Raw genomic sequence first — 17,976 nt, forward strand, 5'->3', positions numbered from 1 at the left:
ATACGCATCCTATGTGAAGGCCAAATGTCTGCAATATTGCAGTTGTGTGACAAATCGGACTTAGCTGCGGATAACGAAAAACGCCGTCCCTTTTGCAAGAGACGGCGCCAAACCCTGTTTTTAGCGATTTTGTCTACGGCTCATAACGCTCCAGAAAGTCTTCGATAGAGAGTGATCGAAAGTCCTCAAGTGCCCCTCTCAAAGCATCATGGGACCAGTCCCACCAAGCCAATTTCACCAACCGATCTGCAATAGCATCAGGAAATCGCTGTCGAATGAGCCGCGCCGGAACGCCACCGACGATGGCGTAAGCAGGCACATTGCGCGAGACGACGGCACCAGCTCCGATCACCGCGCCATCTCCAACATTCACACCGGGCAGAATGGTCGCACCGTGACCTATCCAGACATCATGGCCGATGATAACTTTGTTGTCCCGCCGCCAGACAAAGAAGTCCTCATCCATATCCGCGTCGCCGAAATAATCCGCTGCACGATAGGTGAAATGATGCTGCGTGGCGCGCCATATTGGGTGGTTTGTAGCATTGATACGCACAGCATTGGCGATGTTGGCGAACTTGCCTATTTCAGCGTGCCAGATATCACAATCCCGCATAACGTAGGAATAATCACCCATCGCAGTTTCGGAAATGCTCGTGCGTTCAGATACTTCGGCATAGCGCCCGAGCTGGGACTGCGACACGTTGGCACTTGCATGGATGAGAGGATTCTGGCCCAAGCGCGTGGATTTGTGGTTTGTCGTTTGAGGTGTTTCGTCTGTGGTGTTCATTGTATCCCCCAATCTTATGCGACATCCGAGTGATACAGTTTGGCACCGTCTTTCTCTCGCTGGCTATCCGCACTCTTTGCGAAACGGGAGACATCAACGATCTTGTCCGCGATGGCGTCGCGCACATCGCCATCATGGAAAATGCCCAGCAAGGCCACCCCTTCAGACTTTTTTTCGCGAATGAGATCGATGACAATGGCGCGATTGTCGGCGTCGAGTGAGGCCGTGGGTTCATCAAGCAACAGGATCGGATGTTCGGATAGGAAACCACGGGCGATATTGACCCTTTGTTGCTCTCCACCAGAGAAGGTGGCCGGAGGCAATTGCCACAGTTTTTCGGGCAAGTTGAGTCTTGCCAGCATTGTGCCGGCTTTCTGCCGGGAAACTGCTACATCTTCCCCCTGTTCTACTAAAGCTTCTGCTGCAACGTCCAACGCAGGCACACGGGGCCTGGCGCGCAGAAACTGACTGACATATCCAATCGCTTCTCGGCGGACCGCGAGGATGGTGCGCGGGTCAGCAGTGACCAGATCAAGCATTTTTCCACGATGGGCAACAACGATCTGACCTTGGTCGGTTTTGTAATTGCCGTAGATCATTTTCAGGATTGAGCTTTTGCCTACCCCTGAAGGGCCACCGAGCACCGAGCACTCGCCAGCATTGAGGACAAAGTTCACTCTGGAGACCACGGGTATATTCACCGATCCGCGCAGATGCATGACGAAGCTCTTTGAAACATCGGATACGATCAGGGGTGTTGACTGAATGTTGGACATGAAACTGACCTTTCCTAAACCTGAAGGATCGAAGAGATGAGAAGTTGGGTATAGGGCGCTTGTGGATCATCAAGCACACGGTCGGTAAGACCGGTCTCGATCACCCGCCCCTCTTTCATCACCACCATACGATGCGACAACAGACGGGCCACGGCGAGGTCATGGGTAACGACTATTGCGGCCAGTCCTAATTCTGCGACAAGGCCACGCAACAGGTCCAGCAAGCGCGCTTGTACCGAGACATCCAGACCACCGGTTGGCTCATCCATAAAAATGAGACGGGGACCGGTGACAAGGTTACGGGCGATTTGCAAACGTTGTCGCATACCACCAGAGAAGGAACGTGGCTCATCGTCTATACGGTCCGGTGAGATTTCCACCTGCTCCAGCCAGTCGGAAGCTGTCTGGCGGATGTCCCCATAGTGGCGATTGCCGATGGCCATCAGGCGTTCGCCGACATTAGCCCCTGCAGATACCGCCATACGCAGACCGTCGGCGGGGTTCTGATGCACAAATCCCCAATCGGTGCGCATGAGAAAACGTTTTTCAGCCTCGTCCAGACGGAAGACTTCTCGCATGGAGCCATCGCGCATACGATAGTTGACCATGCCGGACGTTGGTGTCAGACGGGTAGAGATGCAATTGAGCAATGTGGTTTTACCTGAGCCGGACTCGCCGACGATTGCCAGCACTTCTCCGGGCCACAGATCAAAATTGATCTCTTCACAACCAACTCGGCGGCCGTAATATTTGGAAACCGAGCGCACTTGCAGCAAGGGGTCGTCATTGAGATCCATCGGGCGCGGTGCAACAAGTGAGGATTTTGGCAAGTGGCCCGAGTTGGTTTGACCAATCGAGGAATGGTCTTTGCTGAATTGGTTTAACATACGGCCGTTCCTTCTGTCGCCGGATTGCTGTCGTCCGTGGTCTGGGTATCGGGAGCCATTGGTCCGCGATGCCCGTTAGCGCGACGATCTTCGCAATAGTCACTGTCAGAGCAGACAAACATGCGCCCGCCTTTATCATCAAGAATCACTTCATCAAGGAAGACACCTGCTCCGCCGCACAGAGCGCATGGCTCTTCAAACGTCTGGATTTCGAACGGATAGTCTTGGAAATCCAAGCTCACCACATCGGTATGAGGCGGAATGGCATAGATGCGCATTTCACGGCCAGCGCCATACAATTGCAGTGCTTCGTTGTTGTGCATTTTGGGGTTGTCAAATTTGGGGGTCGGCGACGGGTCCATGACATACCGGCCCTTCACACGCACCGGATAGGCATAGTTGGTGGCTATGTGCCCCTTTTGTGCGATGTCTTCATAGAGTTTGACATGCATAAGGCCATAGTCTTCCACCGCATGCATCTTGCGGGTTTCTGTTTCGCGGGGTTCAAGAAAACGCAAAGGCTCCGGGATTGGCACTTGGAAGACAATCACCTGCCCTTGCTTGAGCGGTTCTTCCGGAATGCGGTGGCGGGTTTGAATGATGGAGGCTTGTGCCGTCTGGGTGGTTGTTTCTACCCTGGCCATTTTTGCAAAGAAGGCACGAATAGAAACCGCGTTGGTGGTGTCGTCGGCCCCTTGGTCGATCACCTTGAGAATGTCATCCGGACCGATGATGGAAGCTGTCACCTGAACGCCTCCAGTGCCCCATCCATAGGGCATGGGCATTTCACGGCTGGCAAAAGGCACCTGGTATCCGGGGATAGCAATGCCCTTAAGGATTGCACGTCGGATCATGCGTTTGGTCTGCTCATCAAGATAGGCAAAATTGTAGTTGGCGATATCAGTCGCCCCGTTCATCAAAGAGCTGGTCATTGTGCAGCCTCCAGATTGTCGCCAGCCGGTTTAAGCCGGTCTGTTTCAGGATTATTTTCATAAAACTCAGACTGCATTTGGCGGACCAGCTTCAGCTCTGCTTGAAAATCAACATAGTGCGGCAGCTTGAGATGCTCGACAAAACCGGTTGCCTGCACATTGTCGGAATGAGAAATGACGAACTCTTCATCCTGCGCTGGCGCGACCACATCTTCGCCAAACTCATCAGCCCGCAAGGCACGGTCGCACAAAGCCATAGACATGGATTTGCGCTCTGACTGGCCAAACACCAACCCATAACCGCGTGTGAACTGCGGTGGCGCAACTTTAGAGCCTTGGAACTGGTTGACCATTTGGCATTCGCTGACCTGAATGCGACCTAGCGACACGGCAAAACCAAGCTCAGGCACATCCATATGCACATCCACCTCACCGATGCGAATTTCACCTGCAAAGGGATGATTGCGGCCAAAGCCACGCTGGGTGGAATATCCCAACGACAGCAAGAAGCCCTCGTCACCGCGAGACAGCGCCTGCAAGCGCATTTCACGACTCATAGGAAACTCGATAGGCTCACGGGTCAGATCGCCCGGTTCAGGCCAATCCTGTCCATCCGCTCCGCCTTCCGGCTTAATTCCGTCAGGCTCCATCAAGCCTTCGCTTGCGATCAAATCAGAGACGCGAGGCATCGCTTCAGGCTCGGCCTGTTCAGTCAGTTCAACTTTCTTTGCGGTCGGCACCTCGGCATCGCCAGCAAGGGACGGATCAAGCAAGCGATGGGTATAATCAAACGTAGGTCCAAGCAGCTGGCCACCGGGCAGGTCCTTAAAAGTGGCCGAGATGCGGCGTTGCATCTGCATATCTGCGGTATCAACCGGCAGGGAATAGCCAAAGCGTGGCAAGGTTGTACGATAGGCGCGGGTCAGAAAGACCGCTTCGATCATATCACCACGCGACTGTTTAATGGCCAGAGACGCCAGCTCGCGATCATACAGGGCACCTTCACTCATCACCCGATCGACGGCCAGTGACAATTGCTGGTCTATTTGATCCAACGTGACAGCGGGCACGTCACGGTCACCGCGTCGTTTGTCTGCCAAAAGCTGGTGGGCTGCGCCAATAGCGGCTTCTCCGCCCTTAACGGCTACATACATATCAGCGCTCCTCTGGCTTTGATGCGGGCTTTGAAAGGGGTTTGGGATCCAGTACCGTGATCTTTGTCGTGCGTGGCAGGCAGGCTATCGCGTCGGGCGCAACAACAATGACATCCACTCCGCGCGGATAGAGATCGTTGTTATCAGCCCATTGCGAGGCAAAGAGCGGCGAGATTGGCTCGACGGCAAAGTCATTGCTGTCCTTGATCCCGGGACCGGACAAAGACCACAGTCTTTGATTGCTCAATTTCTCAACCTGAATAATCAGGGTCGTAGAACGATCGGGATAGTCTTGACTTCCCTTTGCAAAGACTTCCAAAGGCAACAGGTCCGCCCCGCTAGAAAACACGGAAAATGTAGCCTGCGACGGCTCAACCGCGAGCGGTGCCCCCACATGGAACGTCAGCCATTCGATAAGGGTTTTATCATCTGCCAGTTTCCGATCCAACCACAGGGGTGTATCGGCATCTGCCAACGTGGCAATGATGGCCCCCGAAAGCGGAATTAACGACGCAGGGGGCCGCGCGTCGGTTTGAACGGGAATGATCGTGCCCGGCCGGGCCATAGCGTCCATAATGGCGCGAAAAATGGCTTGGCTTTGCATGACCGGATTGCCAAGCCCACCTTGCATGGCTTCAAAATTGGGTTCAGAAAACATGGGGGTTTTTGAAGACGGCTGCATCAATCTTCTCCTCTGACCATGGTGAAGAAATTGACCCGGGTGGCTTGGGTCTTAGATGCCAGATCACTATCTTTTTGTGATGCCAGCGTCCTGAGCGGGGTCATGATTTTGTCGTTGATTTTGCTCGCCATGCTTTCATCTGTCGCCAAGGCATCAATCACGGCGGCGAGTTTGGCCTTTCCGGTATCACGCCCCAACATGACAGCGTGACCAATTGCACCATTTTCCATTTTGACAGTGGCACGGGTCACCGTTGCCTCGCCAAAATTGAAAGGAGCCCCACCACCGCCCATGCGGCCGCGCAGAGCAATCAGCCCCGTTTCTGGGCCGCGCAACATTTGGCAACCGGGATCGATGCCCAGCTGTTTCCAAAGATTCAACAGTTCCTGCACAGGAGCGTTGGCCAAAACGGACATGCGCTCTTGCCGTTGGCGTTGCTCGGCGGACAAAGACGCAAGGGACGGACCGCCCTCACCGGACCTACCTGTCGAACCTGAACGGGATGAATGGCCCGCTCCATTTAAATTGATCTGTTTTTCATCCATGGTGGGCAATCCAATATTTTGATTCCAAGTCTTTGCTCATTTGTCTGCGATTTTTTTATCAACGGCATGACACTCAAGGGGCCAATGCGTGAACCATTCGCATGTTTGTTTATTTGTATAGTTTTATAGACAACCACACATATCGAACAGCTACTGGCACGCAATGACAGCATTGTGACAAACAGCAAAAAATGTGCTGCACCCCGGGCAGAATGCTGCAATAACGGGACAAGCCCCGATATTTGGCTGTATCATAGACAAAGGCGAGCCACGTTAGGCACGCAGGAGACACAGATGGCATCTGACGCTTTGCAAGCGGGCATAGAACGGCGGACTGGCATCGCGCTTTGGCGCCAAATCGCCGATGCCATTCGTGCGGGCATCTCGTCCGGTCTTGGTGATGATGCAGGGAAGTTGCCACCCGAGACAGAGCTGGCCGAGCAATTTGGTGTCAATCGGCATACGGTGCGGTCTGCGATCTCAGCTTTGGTCAGCGAGGGCATATTGCGGGCCGAACAAGGACGCGGAACCTTTATCAACCAACAAAAGCGGCTGACCTATCCGATTTCAAAAAGGACACGCTTTTCTGCCAGCCTCGCAGAGCAAGGGCAGCAAGCCATTTCAAAGCTGCTAACGCATGAAAAAACCCAAGCCAATGCCGAGATCGCCAATGCGCTGAAAATCAGCCAGGGCGCTCCGGTTTTGAGTTTGCATACGGTGGGCAGTGCCGACAATGTGCCATTGAGCCGGACGAGCTCTTGGTTTGACGCCGAGCGATTCCCCGATATTGTGACCTATTTTCAATCCCTGCATTCTGCGACAAAAGCTTTTGCTGCATATGGCGTGGATGATTATGTCAGACAGTCAACCCGCATAGATGCCTGTCACGCAACGCTGGATGATATTGAGATCATGCGATTATCCCCCGGAGCGATCGTTCTGGTGACCCATGCCATCAACGCGGATATGAACGGTAGCCCCATTGAATATTCCAAAACCCGATTTTCTGCCGATCGGGTTAATCTACAAATCGATCTGGAGGGATTGTCGTTCTAACAGCGCCCTCCTCCTTCCTCTTCACACGACTTAGGATTCAATATGAAACGCGTAAATCCACTCAAACTAAACAAATTGCAATTGCGTACTCTGGTGCTGACACAAATCATTGCGCGCTCACAACCAGAAGACGCCTGGAACAAAGACGGCTCCATTACCATCTCGTCTCTGCCGCATGCCCATGGCGACCATTTGCATGTTGGCGAATATGTGGTGAATGCGGCTGAAGCCACCGGCTTTGGCAACCAAGGTGTTTGGGGGGCGTTGGCTCGAAAGGGACTTGTTGCACAAAAAGAAGTACCGCCCATTCTGCTGACCCGCGAAGGTCTGGAATATGACACGGGTTTGGATCATCATTTCACACAAAAGTCTGACCACTAATCAAATCGCTACGCGTGAATATACAGATGTAGCTCTGGACAGATGCCTTGCCACGTTGGACACTTGTTGCCGAGACGGGATGAAGACGGGCTGCAAGATGCGGCCACGGTAAAGGAGGCTAAATGAGATGCGTATAATTTTGGCCGATGATCATCCGCTCTACCGTTCTGGCATGAAACTGTTGCTTGAGGGCCTTTTTCCTCAAGCGACCGTTGATGAAGCCGGTGATGCAGATGCGCTGAACGCGCAGATTTTACGATCGCCAACACCGGACCTCATCATATCGGATTTGTTGTTTCCCGGTTTTGATTACATGCACGATCTCAAGCGCATGCGTCAAACCTTTGCCCTGTGTCCGATTATCGCGGTCTCGATGCTGAATGACCCGATCGAAATTGATCACATCATGGGGTTGGGACTGAATGGATTTGTTTCCAAGTCTGTACCATCAGGTCAAATGCTGGATGCAATCGAGAGTGTAATGCAGGGCCAAATTGAAGTCCGCATGGGGGAACCATCCCTTTCCCCAGATCAGGCTCTCCTGCATAAACCACAACTTGAAGACCTCACTCCGAGGCAAATTGAAATATTAAAATTGCTCAGACACGGACTATCGAACAAGGAAATTGCCCGCAAGCTGGATCTATCTCCCTTCACGGTCCGCAGCCACGTTTCTGCCTTGATGAAAAATCTGGGTGTGTCCAATCGTGCTGCAGCTTCGGCCATTGCGGCCAGTAATGGCTTGGCCTGACGTGTGTGACCAGCCGTGCAATTCATGGCAAAAAAGCCCCGTCATTTGTTAGGTCTGATCTTTATCTTCCGCATTGGATGATAAGAAAATATCAAGCATTGCAGAGCGCAATTGCACTGGTTGAACCGGCTTGTAGATCAGGAGCAACCCCGCTTTGCTGATAAGATTCTTGACTGCACCGGATGAATCCCCAGAGACAATCAATGCTTTGAGCGAAGGACCAAAAAGGCGTCGCGCCTCTTTCACAATATCGATGCCCGTATAATCGGCACCAAAGGAATGATCGCTGATGACGAGATCAAACGGGCCTTCAACACTATCCAAATCAGCCATATGGCGGGCCTCAGACGTTTGACATCCCCATTTATTCAAAAGATTGACCGTAGCTTTAAGCGACTCTTGATCATCATCAACCACCAATATCCGTTTCTGTTTGAAGCGAGCACCAATCCGTTCAGACGGCGTGATGGCCTGTTCGGTGAGCGCCGTCAAAGGCGCAGCCTCAAGCCCGTTGATGGATAGACATGTGCCAGTTGGTCCTGTTTGTAAGTCCAATGTCAGATGTTGCAGGTCCGCCAAACGCCGGACAATCGCCAGCCCCAATCCAAGGCCCTTGTCTTGACTTGCCACCGTATTGTGTGAAGACGACAGTCTGGGGGTTCCGTGCGAGATTTGGGTAAATTCTTCAAAGATCAGCGCTTGATGCTCTTTCGCTATCCCGGCCCCGTCGTCCGCGACAGCGATGCTAAGACGGCCATATCGATTGCTCACATGGACGCGAACGGTGCCTTTTTCCGCATGGCGAATGGCGTTGGACAGCAGGTTTTGAACCATCCGGCGGATAAGGATGGTATCTCCCATCACACCGACACGAGGACACTCAAGCGTTAGGCTCACATGGGAAAGTTCTGCCAGAGGTTCGTAGTCATCGACAACACGGCTCAGCATGTCTTGGAGGTCAAAGCGCCCATTCCTGACCTGAATCTTGCCGCTGTCCAACAGGCCGACATCGAGCAGCGAATTGAACAATTTGGACAAGGTTTGAAGCGAGCTACGAATGCGCTGCATGGTTTCCCTGCCGCGGTCATCCATTAACGCCGTTGGTAGTGTTTCCATATGCAGGCCGATGGCGTGGATTGGTTGGCGCAAATCATGACTGGCAGCGGCGAGCAGACGGGTCTTTTCTCGGTTGGCATGGTCTGCTTCATCCGCAGCATCACGATAGCGCTGCGCTAAGTCCAGATTTTCATTGCTGATGGCAATATATTGCGACACCGATTGCAAAACGTCATAGCCGTAACGCAGCAGCATCGCGAGAAAAACAAGGACCAGCCCAGCCAGAACAATAAAATCATCACCCAACAAGAACAAACGAACGGCAAGCAACCCGAGAAATGACACCGCATACAGGGCAAAGGACCGCGGGAACGTTGCCAGTGAGCGCGTGGCCGCAGAGGTTGCCCCCGCAGCAATTGACATCTGAATGGCAAAATGGGCCACGTTGTCAGGGTTAAGGCTGATAAACAGCATAACGCCCCAACTTGCCCCAACACCAAAACTGAGCAAATCCATCAACTGGATCCAAAGATAGGGTTTTTTATTTTCAAAGGTCGAGCGCTGATAGCTAAGACGCCAAAGCTCCAACAAACAGGGATAACCAACAATCTGAAGCACACCCCAAGACCAAACAAACCAGACGGGAACAGCAGCATTCTGGACAGCGATGTAGAGCAACGCCGCTGCGCTTGCTATGTGCCCCCAATATATGGAAACCGGCGTTTTAAGAAAAAGATTGATATGCTCACGCACTCGATCTGCAGCAAGTGGCCTGATAAAGGCATCGAACAAACCCATAACCAATGACCTTTTCTCATTCTGTCGCCTTGCAGCTAGACCATGGCTCTTTGTTACGCTGCTTGATTGCCTAATGAACTGCTATTCTAGTACGTGCATATATTCGTTATAAATCAACAATATGTCGTATGCAGAGCCTTTGGAAACAAAGCCATCTCTATGTGCTGTTTGATTGAATAGAATGCGAATATTGATTAATGTCAAAGTCAGCAACTGATTTGAATTTGATTGGCTTTACGATGGCGTGGCGAAACGCTTGCCGGTATTGCAACAAAGGAAAAGGTTGCGGACATGTTAGAAAAGCATGCATTGGTCGGCCAAAATTCGGCCGGAGAACCTTAAATATCTTCTGGATTGTAAATGCTGCACGCACTCGCGACTAAAAGTGAAATTCAAGCCCTTAAAATGGCCCCTATTTTTCATGGTCTCAATGACACGGCCATGGACGAGCTGCTTCAACGCGCCAGCATCAAGAGCTATCGCCGCGGAGAAACACTCTTTATGCAAGGGGATCCCGCCGATGCATTTTTTGTGGTGATTGAAGGCTGGACCAAGATTTATCGCATCACGCAGTCAGGGGACGAAGCTGTGGTCGGGGTGTTTACACGCGGACAAAGCTTTGCGGAGGCAGCAGCCTTCACAAACGGCCAATTCCCGGCAACAGGCGAAACCGTTACTGACAGCCGTCTGTTACGGGTGCCGTCCCAGCAACTCGTTGAGATCCTAGGAAAGGCACCAGAAATAGGCCTTGCAATGCTGGCGTCGACCTCTCAACATTTACATATGCTCATCAAACAAATTGAACAGCTAAAAGCCCATACAGGAGCCCAGCGTGTGGCAGAGTTTCTCTTGTCGCTGACCAACGCAAAAGCAGGAGCCTGCATTCTTGAGCTGCCGTATGATAAGGCATTGATTGCCGGACGCTTGGGTATCAAACCCGAGAGCCTGTCACGTGCTTTTCAGAAGCTACGGGGGTATGGAGTGACGGTAAAACAAAATCTGGCACATATCGACAATCTCACTGTCCTGCAAGACCTTGTCGACCAAGAGCGCGCAGTCGTAATGCAACAGAAACGCTAACCACAACAAACAATTTTTCGGAGTAATTATGTCAGCATTTGACTCTGTCCTGGAAGCAATAGATCAGGCCAATGCCCGAGATCCCCGGCATTGTGAAGAAGAAGGAAGTGCGCCAGTTCCGCTTGAATTGTTGTATGGCATTAGAATGAGTCTGATGGGCGATAGCTTTGCCCCAGACGCCGATGAATTGGTGCGTATAGCCGCGCGTGGCCAACATATCGAACGCTGGATCATCCCGCGGGATGAATATCCGCGCGACAAGTCTGGCTACTTCCGCTGGCGCAACGAACTGAAGCGTCACCATTCAAAACGGGTTTCTGGCATAATGGCCGAGCATGGCTATAGCCAAGAAGATCAAGCCATTGTCGCCGACATTTTGCTCAAGAAAAACATAAAACGCGACGCTCGCACGCAAACGGTGGAAGATCTCGCGTGTCTGGTTTTTCTGAAATATTATGCGGTGTCGTTCGCCAAAGGCCATGATCCGCAAAAAGTGGTTGGTATTATCGCCAAGACACTGCCCAAAATGAGCGAAAAGGCGCATGCATTTGTTGCCGATTTATCATTAGACACTGGCCTGCTGGAAGCGATTGAAGCGGCAAAAATCAAACTGGCTGCAATTGAGTAGCCTTGAAACCGGCTGCTATTTTGATCTGTTAGAATCTATAATTTATACAAGGGTAGGCCCATCAGCCTGCCCTTTTGTGTATTTGGGTTCCTTTGCAGCCATTTTATAATTGCGCGTTGTTTTGGTAAAATCAACCAAATCCAGACTGATATTTCGAAAAGCAGTCCTGTTTGGCATCTGGGCCATTCAGGCCTGCGTGATAGAATAGATTGTGAGATCATTTGCTGTTCAGACGACACTTTGTTTGATCAAATAGTGAGCAACCAATGCAGCCTCACTGAAGTGTCAAAACCCTAAAAGCCACTGGATACCAATCCAATGGCCGATAATCCACGTACTCAACAATACAGGCTTCAATAAGGCACTTAAAGCTTAGCTATTTTGACAATGACCTCAAAATGGCATGAGGATTGCTCGTTATTTGAAACATATGTATTGTTACTTAATTGGCGCCGACGGAAAGATGACACATGCAGCATTTAACGCCAGATAGTGCCGACCTCGGTATATTGATTGTCGCCCATGGTGAGCGTGGTGGTCGGTTCGACAATGCACGCGCTTTGGAGCTTGCCGATGAAGTTCGCAACAATATTGGCAATGTTCAAGTTGAAGCTGGCGTTCTGAAAGGTTCACCAAGCATTTCTGATGCTTGGACCAGGCTCAAATCTTCTCATAAACTGATCTATCCGTTTTTTATGAGTGATGGCTATTTCTGCAATCGGATTTTGCCAAGAAAATTGGCGCAAGAAATCGACCAATCCATCGATGCTCTTACAATGCTGCCGCCATTTGGCGTATCTGAGTGGCTGGCGAATGGTGTGACCAGTGCCTTGCTGCAGGATATCGAGCAATTGGGCCTTAAAGGCACACGACCGCCCTTGCTGATCGCTGCGCACGGGGCGTCTATCGACAAACAATCAAGCAAACGCACGCGCCAACTGGCCGACAAACTAAAACGAACCGGCAATTTTGGGCGGATTTCATGCGGCTTCCTTGATGAAGCACCGCATCTCAGTGACATGATTGGAGAGGTCCTGCCCAATACCGTGGTGCTGCCACTGTTTAACGGCCTTGGTTCTCATTCTGTCGATGACATGGCCAAATTGGCAAAGAGCGCTCCGGAAAGCTGCCATTTTGTTACACCCGTTGGCGGTCAATCTTGGGTGGGGGACATTATGACCGCGGATATACTGAAAGCCCTGCATTGGTGGGGAGCGGCAGAAGCCGCTGAATAAGAGTCGCCCAGTCAAGGGCAGCCAGACCAGTATGGCAAGAGAAGAGCGCTTATAAGCCCCTTACAAAGCATCGGTTTTATATGGGCGATCAACGCATATCGAGCGGGGGTTTGTTATATTGCGGGCGGTTGCGGCAATTGTCTTTGGTTTTCCAATTGGATCTGGATTTTTTCATACGTCAAAAGTATAGTGCAAGCGCGTTTGTTACCTGATTTGAATCTCTCTTCGGATCATGAGATCGAACCGATGGTGTTGGCAATCGGAGTTTTTGAATATGTCTGTGCAAAGGCAGATCACTAGGGATGGGCTCGGTGTCTGGTTGATGGCCATCCGACCCAAGACACTCATTCTTTCCCTCGCTCCGGTGCTTTTGGCTGGCATTCTTGCGTTTAAAAGCATGGCCGCTGTCAACTGGGAAGTCTTTCCCTTTATTCTTTTATCAGCGGGCTTGATCCAGATAGCGACAAATTTATGGAATGATGCGGCGGACGCAGGCTCAGGCCTTGATATTGCGAGCGAGCGTTTGGGGCCTCCACGCGTGACCAGCCTTGGATTGCTACAGGCTGGGACGGTCAAATCTGCGGCCTATTTGTGCCTTGCTGTTGCCGCCTTGTGTGGTTTGTATCTGGCGTTTATCGGAGGGTGGCCGATCCTGTTGATCGGGGTTGTTGGCATTTTGTTTGCTTTCGGCTACTCAACCGGTCCCTACCCCATTTCAGGGTCGCCACTTGGCGAAGTCTTTGTGATCCTGTTCTTCGGGATTATGTCCGTGATGGGGAGCAATTATTTACTGACTGACAGTTGGTCGATGACGAGCCTTTGGGCTGGCTTTTATGTCGGCTTGCCCGCGGCGGCTGTTTTGACAGTCAACAACCACAGAGATCGTGAAGGCGATACCAAAGGGGGCCGCAGGACGCTCGCCATCCAGCTCGGCCCCAGAAGAACAAAGCAGCTTTATACGATATTTCTGTTGGTCTCTTGCATTGGCATCGTGCATGTGTCCAACGTGATCAGCTTTGGCACTTTGAGCCTCGTCAGCGTCTTGGCAAGCGCTGTTCTCATGGCCTTTGCTTTGAGCGTTCCCATCAGAAACCTGTTTTTGGCCAACACAGCTGCGGACTTGAACAAATGCTTAATGGGCACATCCATGTTCCAGCTAGTATGGATTGCGGCCTTCATCTTCGTTCAGTTGCTTACCTAAATTAATAAAAAGGCCTGGCGACAGTCGCCAAGCCCTTTTCTGTCATTGATTTATTTTTGGCTTTTGGACTTATCAATTTTGGAGTGGTCCATTTTGGAATGATCCATCTCGGGAGACATTTTGGCTCCAATACCGCCAATGGTTACCTCAACAGTCAATTTTCCGGCTTTCTCAAAGGTCAGTTCCAACGGAAAGCTTTCGCCTTTTTTGAGCGGTGCCTTCAATTGCATCATCATAACATGATATCCGCCGGGCTTAAGTGCAACAGTGGTTTTTGCAGGCAACTCGATGCTATCGACCTGACGCATTTTCATGACATCACCCTCATGAATATGAGTGTGCAATTCGGTTTTCGCTCCGACATCCGCGCTGGCAGCCAGCAAGCGATCTGCCTCGCCATCATTTTTGATGGTGAGGAAACTGCCTCCAGATGAGGCCTTCCCCGCAGTCGCCCGAGCAAACGCGTCTGATACGGTGATTGAGCCGACAGTCCAATCAGCCGCATGAGCAGAAAAGGCGCTTGCAGCAACGATAAGGGCGGCAGCAAAAAGAGTTTTCATGAAAAGTCCTTTTATTTCTTGTGAGGTAGCGTTCAGTAATTACCCGCACCCTTTCTTTCGGTCAAGCTTATCCGGGATTTCAACCCAGCCTTGCTGTTGGAGACGATATAGGGGGATGCAGTCAACCAACGAATTAAACTTAGGACCTATGTGACAAACCGTATATAATTATGACACGGGTCAAAGAAGCAACAAACATCCACCGATATGGTCGCCTTGCAGATTTGCTCTGATGACGGTTTCAGATTTTAAATGACGCATACGATCAAGGAAGGTTAAACGTGAATACTCCCCTTATTCCCCTCGGCCTCGCTTTAATCATGATGACGGTTGGCCTGTCGGTTCGTCTTCAAGATTTCAAAGCTTTGTTGCATGAATTGCGTGTTGTCGGTGCCGGCATCCTTGCTCAAATCATCTTCTTGCCTGCGATTGCTCTTGGTGTCGCATTGGTCACCAAACTGGATACCGTGTACGCGATTGGTTTAATCATTTTGGCATCTGCCCCCGGCGGTATTACATCCAATTTGCTTACCGTTTTGGCGCGCGGCAAGACGGCCCTGTCTGTCTCCTTGACGATCGTTACCAATCTGTTGGCCTTCATCACCATTCCAACAGTGTTGTCCATCGCGTTTTTGGTGTTTAACGATCACAGTGATTTGGGAGCCCTCGGGGTCGAGCTCACGTCATTGCCCTTCGGCGAGACCGCAATGAAAGTATTGGCGATTTCCGCTTTGCCTTTGGCAATTGGCATGGCAATCGGTCACTATTTTCCGCGCCTTTCCATGCGCATCCAAGGGCCCGCCAAATTTATCGCATCAGCAATATTTGCGGCCATCGTGTTTACGTCTTTCTACAGCGAATGGGCCAGTATAACCGCACATTGGAGTACGGTCGGTCCGGCCGTCATCCTACTCAACTGCCTCGCTATCGGGTCTGCTTTGCTGGTTAGCCGGATGTTCCGCGTAAGCACCCGTCAAGCACTCACCATCGCGATCGAATGCGGGTTGCAAAATGTTGCCTTGGCTTTGGTGATCGCACAATTCATGGGTGATGGGCGCTTTATGGTTCCCGCTTCGATTTATGCCTTGGTGATGAATGTGTCGGTTCTGATACTGATCGCAGTTGGCAACCGCCTGTCTGCAGAGGAAGCAGAAATCACCCCGAAGAATTGATCCCAACCAATATAATCTTGACGAAAGCCCGGGTTTTAGTCCGGGCTTTTTATTTGTACTTTATTTCTTCGACTTCAAAATCAGTCTGGCAATCAAACAATCAAAAAGTCGGTGGGGTGCCCGCGCTGATGCAAATGCAGGGCTCCGCGCCTTTGTTTCTGAAGCGATGGGGAATGGTGCTGTCAAAATACCATGCATCCCCCTGCCGTAAGACTTGTCGCATTTCACCGACGCTAACCTCAAGGCTACCAGACAGAACGATGCCGCATTCCTCGCCCGCATGACTGAGCAGGATTTTGCCTGTGTCAGCGCCCGGCATGAGGGTTTCATGCAGCATCTGGATGGACCTTCCCGGGCGATCTGCGGCGACCAGTCGATAGGATAATTTATCTTTGCCGATCTCGAGCAACTCACTGGCCTTGTAGAAATGGCGTTCGCCGGTGGCCAACTCAAACGAGAAGAAACCGGCCAAGTCCATCGACAGACCATCCAAGATGCGTTTGAGCGCTCCGACGGAAGGGTTCGAGCCACCGCTCTCAATCTGAGAGATGGTGGCGTTGGCCACCCCTGCTCGCCGTGCCAATTCTCGTTGAGACAGGCCATGCGCATTGCGTAAGTGACGCAAACGCGCACCAACGTCGGCACCGACATCAGCCCCTTCGCCCGCACTTTGATCCGTTTGTGGGTCAGAGCCAGAGGTGCCAATTGGGTTCGCCATACTTTATTCCTGCTCACTGTCACAGGCTGTTTTTGTTTGCCTGTTCAATATTTCAAACACTTTGGTATCAATATAATGTTTTTCAATGGGTTACGCGACATAAAATAAGGACTTGTTCAATATAGGCGATGCCAGCACACTTTGCTCATAAAAAGAACAGAACAATCCCACAGAGGTAACCATGAATCATATGAGCAACAGGCCCAATGATCTGTCCAGCTACTGGATGCCCTATACTGCCAACCGCGCCTTCAAACAGGATCCCCGTATGATCGCCGCAGCTGACGGTATGTTTTATAAAAGCGCTGACGGGCGAGATATCCTTGACGGCACAGCCGGTCTCTGGTGCGTCAATGCGGGCCACAATGCGCGTCGGATTACCGAAGCCGTCCAGAAGCAAGTCGCAGAGCTGGATTACGCTCCCAGCTTCCAGTTTGGACATCCAAAAGCATTTGAATTTGCCAACCGTGTTGCCGACTTGTTTCCAGACGGTATGGATCATGTATTCTTTACCAATTCGGGGTCTGAAGCGGTAGACAGTGCACTGAAGATCGCATTGCATTATCACCGGATGCGCGGCGACGCTGCGCGCACACGGCTTATTGGTCGCGAGCGCGGCTATCACGGATCTGGGTTTGGCGGTATCTCTGTTGGCGGTATCGTCAAAAACCGGATGTATTACGGCTCACTGCTAACCGGTGTTGATCACCTGCCACATACCCACGATCTGACGTTGAATGCCTTCTCGCGCGGTTGTCCTGAGCACGGGGCAGAAAAAGCCGATGGTTTGATTGACATCGCCACCTTACACGACCCGTCCACCATTGCCGCTGTGATTGTTGAACCGATGGCCGGATCAACCGGGGTTTTGTTGCCACCCAAAGGCTATTTGAAACGCCTGAGAGAGCTATGCGATCGCTATGGCATTCTTTTGATTTTTGATGAGGTCATCACGGCATTTGGACGTCTGGGCGCCAACTCGGCGGCAGACTATTTCGGTGTCAAACCCGACATCATCACAACTGCCAAGGGCATCACCAACGGCGTGGTTCCGGCAGGTGCTGTGATTGTCTCCAATGAAATCTATCAATCCGCGATGGACAATGCCGATGCGCCCATAGAGCTGTTTCATGGATTCACCTATTCCGGCCATCCCCTTGCGGCGGCGGCTGGCCTTGCCAGTCTTGATACCTATGCACAAGATGATTTGTTCGAACGTGCCGCGGCTCTTGCCCCCTATTGGGAAGAGGCGATTCACAGCCTCAAAGACGCACCCAACGTAATTGATATCCGTAATCTTGGGCTGGTTGGTGCCATTGAGCTGGAACCACGTGCGGGAGCAGCTGCGGCACGCGGTACAGAGGCCATGATCAAGGCATGGGAAAGGGGTGTGATGATCCGCGTCACAGGTGACATCATCGCGCTATCTCCGCCGTTGATTATAGAAAAAAGTCAGATAGACCAGATATTTGGCACCCTTTCTTCAGTGCTTGATTCAATTGCCTAATATTCTGATTCACCTGCCTCACAAAATGATTCAAGTCAGATAGTTTCCATTTCAAGCCACACAAACG

General features: G+C 51.5%; 19 protein-coding genes. 9 read left to right on the plus strand and 10 right to left on the minus strand.

Annotation, left to right across the window (positions count from 1 at the left end; translation table 11 throughout):
* Positions 1–133: 133 nt before the first annotated feature.
* From C0081_RS12700 to phnG, 7 genes are all read right to left on the minus strand, one after another.
* Complete coding sequence (locus tag C0081_RS12700; RefSeq protein WP_101534197.1) at positions 134–790, minus strand: DapH/DapD/GlmU-related protein; 657 nt, start codon at positions 788–790, stop codon at positions 134–136.
* Positions 791–804: 14 nt separating this feature from the next.
* Positions 805–1,566 carry a phosphonate C-P lyase system protein PhnL gene (gene phnL / locus C0081_RS12705; protein ID WP_101534198.1) on the minus strand — a complete coding sequence of 254 codons (762 nt, stop codon included), beginning with the start codon at positions 1,564–1,566 and terminating at the stop codon, positions 805–807.
* Between the two features lie 14 nt (positions 1,567–1,580).
* A complete protein-coding gene (gene phnK, locus C0081_RS12710; RefSeq protein ID WP_101534378.1) occupies positions 1,581–2,363 on the minus strand; it encodes a phosphonate C-P lyase system protein PhnK in 783 nt (260 codons plus the stop codon).
* A gap of 83 nt (positions 2,364–2,446) precedes the next feature.
* Complete coding sequence (locus C0081_RS12715; RefSeq protein ID WP_101534379.1) at positions 2,447–3,370, minus strand: alpha-D-ribose 1-methylphosphonate 5-phosphate C-P-lyase PhnJ; 924 nt, start codon at positions 3,368–3,370, stop codon at positions 2,447–2,449.
* 11 nt (positions 3,371–3,381) lie between these two features.
* Positions 3,382–4,539, minus strand: a complete 1,158-nt coding sequence (locus C0081_RS12720; RefSeq protein WP_101534199.1) for a carbon-phosphorus lyase complex subunit — start codon at positions 4,537–4,539, stop codon at positions 3,382–3,384.
* 1 nt (position 4,540) lies between these two features.
* Positions 4,541–5,221: a phosphonate C-P lyase system protein PhnH gene (phnH, locus tag C0081_RS12725; protein WP_245417939.1), complete on the minus strand. Its 681-nt coding sequence runs from the start codon at positions 5,219–5,221 to the stop codon at positions 4,541–4,543.
* Positions 5,221–5,766 (minus strand): phosphonate C-P lyase system protein PhnG, encoded by a 546-nt coding sequence (phnG, locus tag C0081_RS12730; RefSeq protein WP_101534200.1) that lies wholly within the window; start codon positions 5,764–5,766, stop codon positions 5,221–5,223. The genes phnH and phnG overlap by 1 nt, the downstream gene beginning before the upstream one ends.
* 294 nt (positions 5,767–6,060) lie before the next feature.
* Between phnG and phnF the strand changes: the two genes are divergently transcribed.
* The 3 genes from phnF (at position 6,061) to C0081_RS12745 (ending at position 7,954) form a co-directional block, all read left to right on the plus strand.
* Positions 6,061–6,822 (plus strand): phosphonate metabolism transcriptional regulator PhnF, encoded by a 762-nt coding sequence (gene phnF / locus C0081_RS12735; protein ID WP_101534201.1) that lies wholly within the window; start codon positions 6,061–6,063, stop codon positions 6,820–6,822.
* 42 nt (positions 6,823–6,864) lie between these two features.
* Complete coding sequence (locus C0081_RS12740; RefSeq protein WP_101534202.1) at positions 6,865–7,203, plus strand: hypothetical protein; 339 nt, start codon at positions 6,865–6,867, stop codon at positions 7,201–7,203.
* Between the two features lie 127 nt (positions 7,204–7,330).
* Positions 7,331–7,954, plus strand: a complete 624-nt coding sequence (locus C0081_RS12745) for a LuxR C-terminal-related transcriptional regulator (protein WP_101534203.1) — start codon at positions 7,331–7,333, stop codon at positions 7,952–7,954.
* Between the two features lie 48 nt (positions 7,955–8,002).
* On the opposite strand, the gene C0081_RS12750 is transcribed toward C0081_RS12745, so the two are convergent.
* Positions 8,003–9,808, minus strand: coding sequence for an ATP-binding response regulator (locus tag C0081_RS12750; RefSeq protein WP_101534204.1), 1,806 nt, complete (start codon positions 9,806–9,808; stop codon positions 8,003–8,005).
* Between the two features lie 360 nt (positions 9,809–10,168).
* Between C0081_RS12750 and C0081_RS12755 the strand changes: the two genes are divergently transcribed.
* From C0081_RS12755 to menA, 4 genes are all read left to right on the plus strand, one after another.
* Positions 10,169–10,888 (plus strand): Crp/Fnr family transcriptional regulator, encoded by a 720-nt coding sequence (locus C0081_RS12755; RefSeq protein WP_210200484.1) that lies wholly within the window; start codon positions 10,169–10,171, stop codon positions 10,886–10,888.
* Between the two features lie 28 nt (positions 10,889–10,916).
* A complete protein-coding gene (locus tag C0081_RS12760) occupies positions 10,917–11,516 on the plus strand; it encodes a DUF4202 domain-containing protein (protein ID WP_101534205.1) in 600 nt (199 codons plus the stop codon).
* A gap of 470 nt (positions 11,517–11,986) precedes the next feature.
* Positions 11,987–12,751 carry a CbiX/SirB N-terminal domain-containing protein gene (locus tag C0081_RS12765; protein ID WP_101534206.1) on the plus strand — a complete coding sequence of 255 codons (765 nt, stop codon included), beginning with the start codon at positions 11,987–11,989 and terminating at the stop codon, positions 12,749–12,751.
* A gap of 274 nt (positions 12,752–13,025) precedes the next feature.
* The gene (gene menA, locus C0081_RS12770) at positions 13,026–13,952 is read left to right on the plus strand and encodes a 1,4-dihydroxy-2-naphthoate octaprenyltransferase (RefSeq protein ID WP_180966886.1); all 927 of its coding nucleotides are present in this window, start codon (positions 13,026–13,028) and stop codon (positions 13,950–13,952) included.
* A 50-nt stretch (positions 13,953–14,002) separates the two neighbouring features.
* On the opposite strand, the gene C0081_RS12775 is transcribed toward menA, so the two are convergent.
* Entirely contained in the window at positions 14,003–14,512 is a 510-nt protein-coding gene (locus tag C0081_RS12775; protein ID WP_101534208.1) for a copper chaperone PCu(A)C, read from the minus strand.
* 281 nt (positions 14,513–14,793) lie between these two features.
* Between C0081_RS12775 and C0081_RS12780 the strand changes: the two genes are divergently transcribed.
* Positions 14,794–15,684 (plus strand): bile acid:sodium symporter family protein, encoded by an 891-nt coding sequence (locus C0081_RS12780; RefSeq protein WP_146006458.1) that lies wholly within the window; start codon positions 14,794–14,796, stop codon positions 15,682–15,684.
* A 100-nt stretch (positions 15,685–15,784) separates the two neighbouring features.
* Here C0081_RS12780 and C0081_RS12785 read toward each other — a convergent pair whose 3' ends face one another.
* Positions 15,785–16,402 (minus strand): cupin domain-containing protein, encoded by a 618-nt coding sequence (locus C0081_RS12785; RefSeq protein ID WP_101534210.1) that lies wholly within the window; start codon positions 16,400–16,402, stop codon positions 15,785–15,787.
* Positions 16,403–16,583: 181 nt separating this feature from the next.
* On the opposite strand from C0081_RS12785, the gene aptA reads away from it, so the two are divergent.
* Positions 16,584–17,909 (plus strand): omega-aminotransferase AptA, encoded by a 1,326-nt coding sequence (aptA, locus tag C0081_RS12790; protein WP_245417940.1) that lies wholly within the window; start codon positions 16,584–16,586, stop codon positions 17,907–17,909.
* Positions 17,910–17,976 lie beyond the last annotated feature (67 nt).

It is taken from the genome of Cohaesibacter celericrescens, from assembly GCF_002866925.1.
Taxonomy (GTDB): Bacteria; Pseudomonadota; Alphaproteobacteria; order Rhizobiales; family Cohaesibacteraceae; genus Cohaesibacter; species Cohaesibacter celericrescens.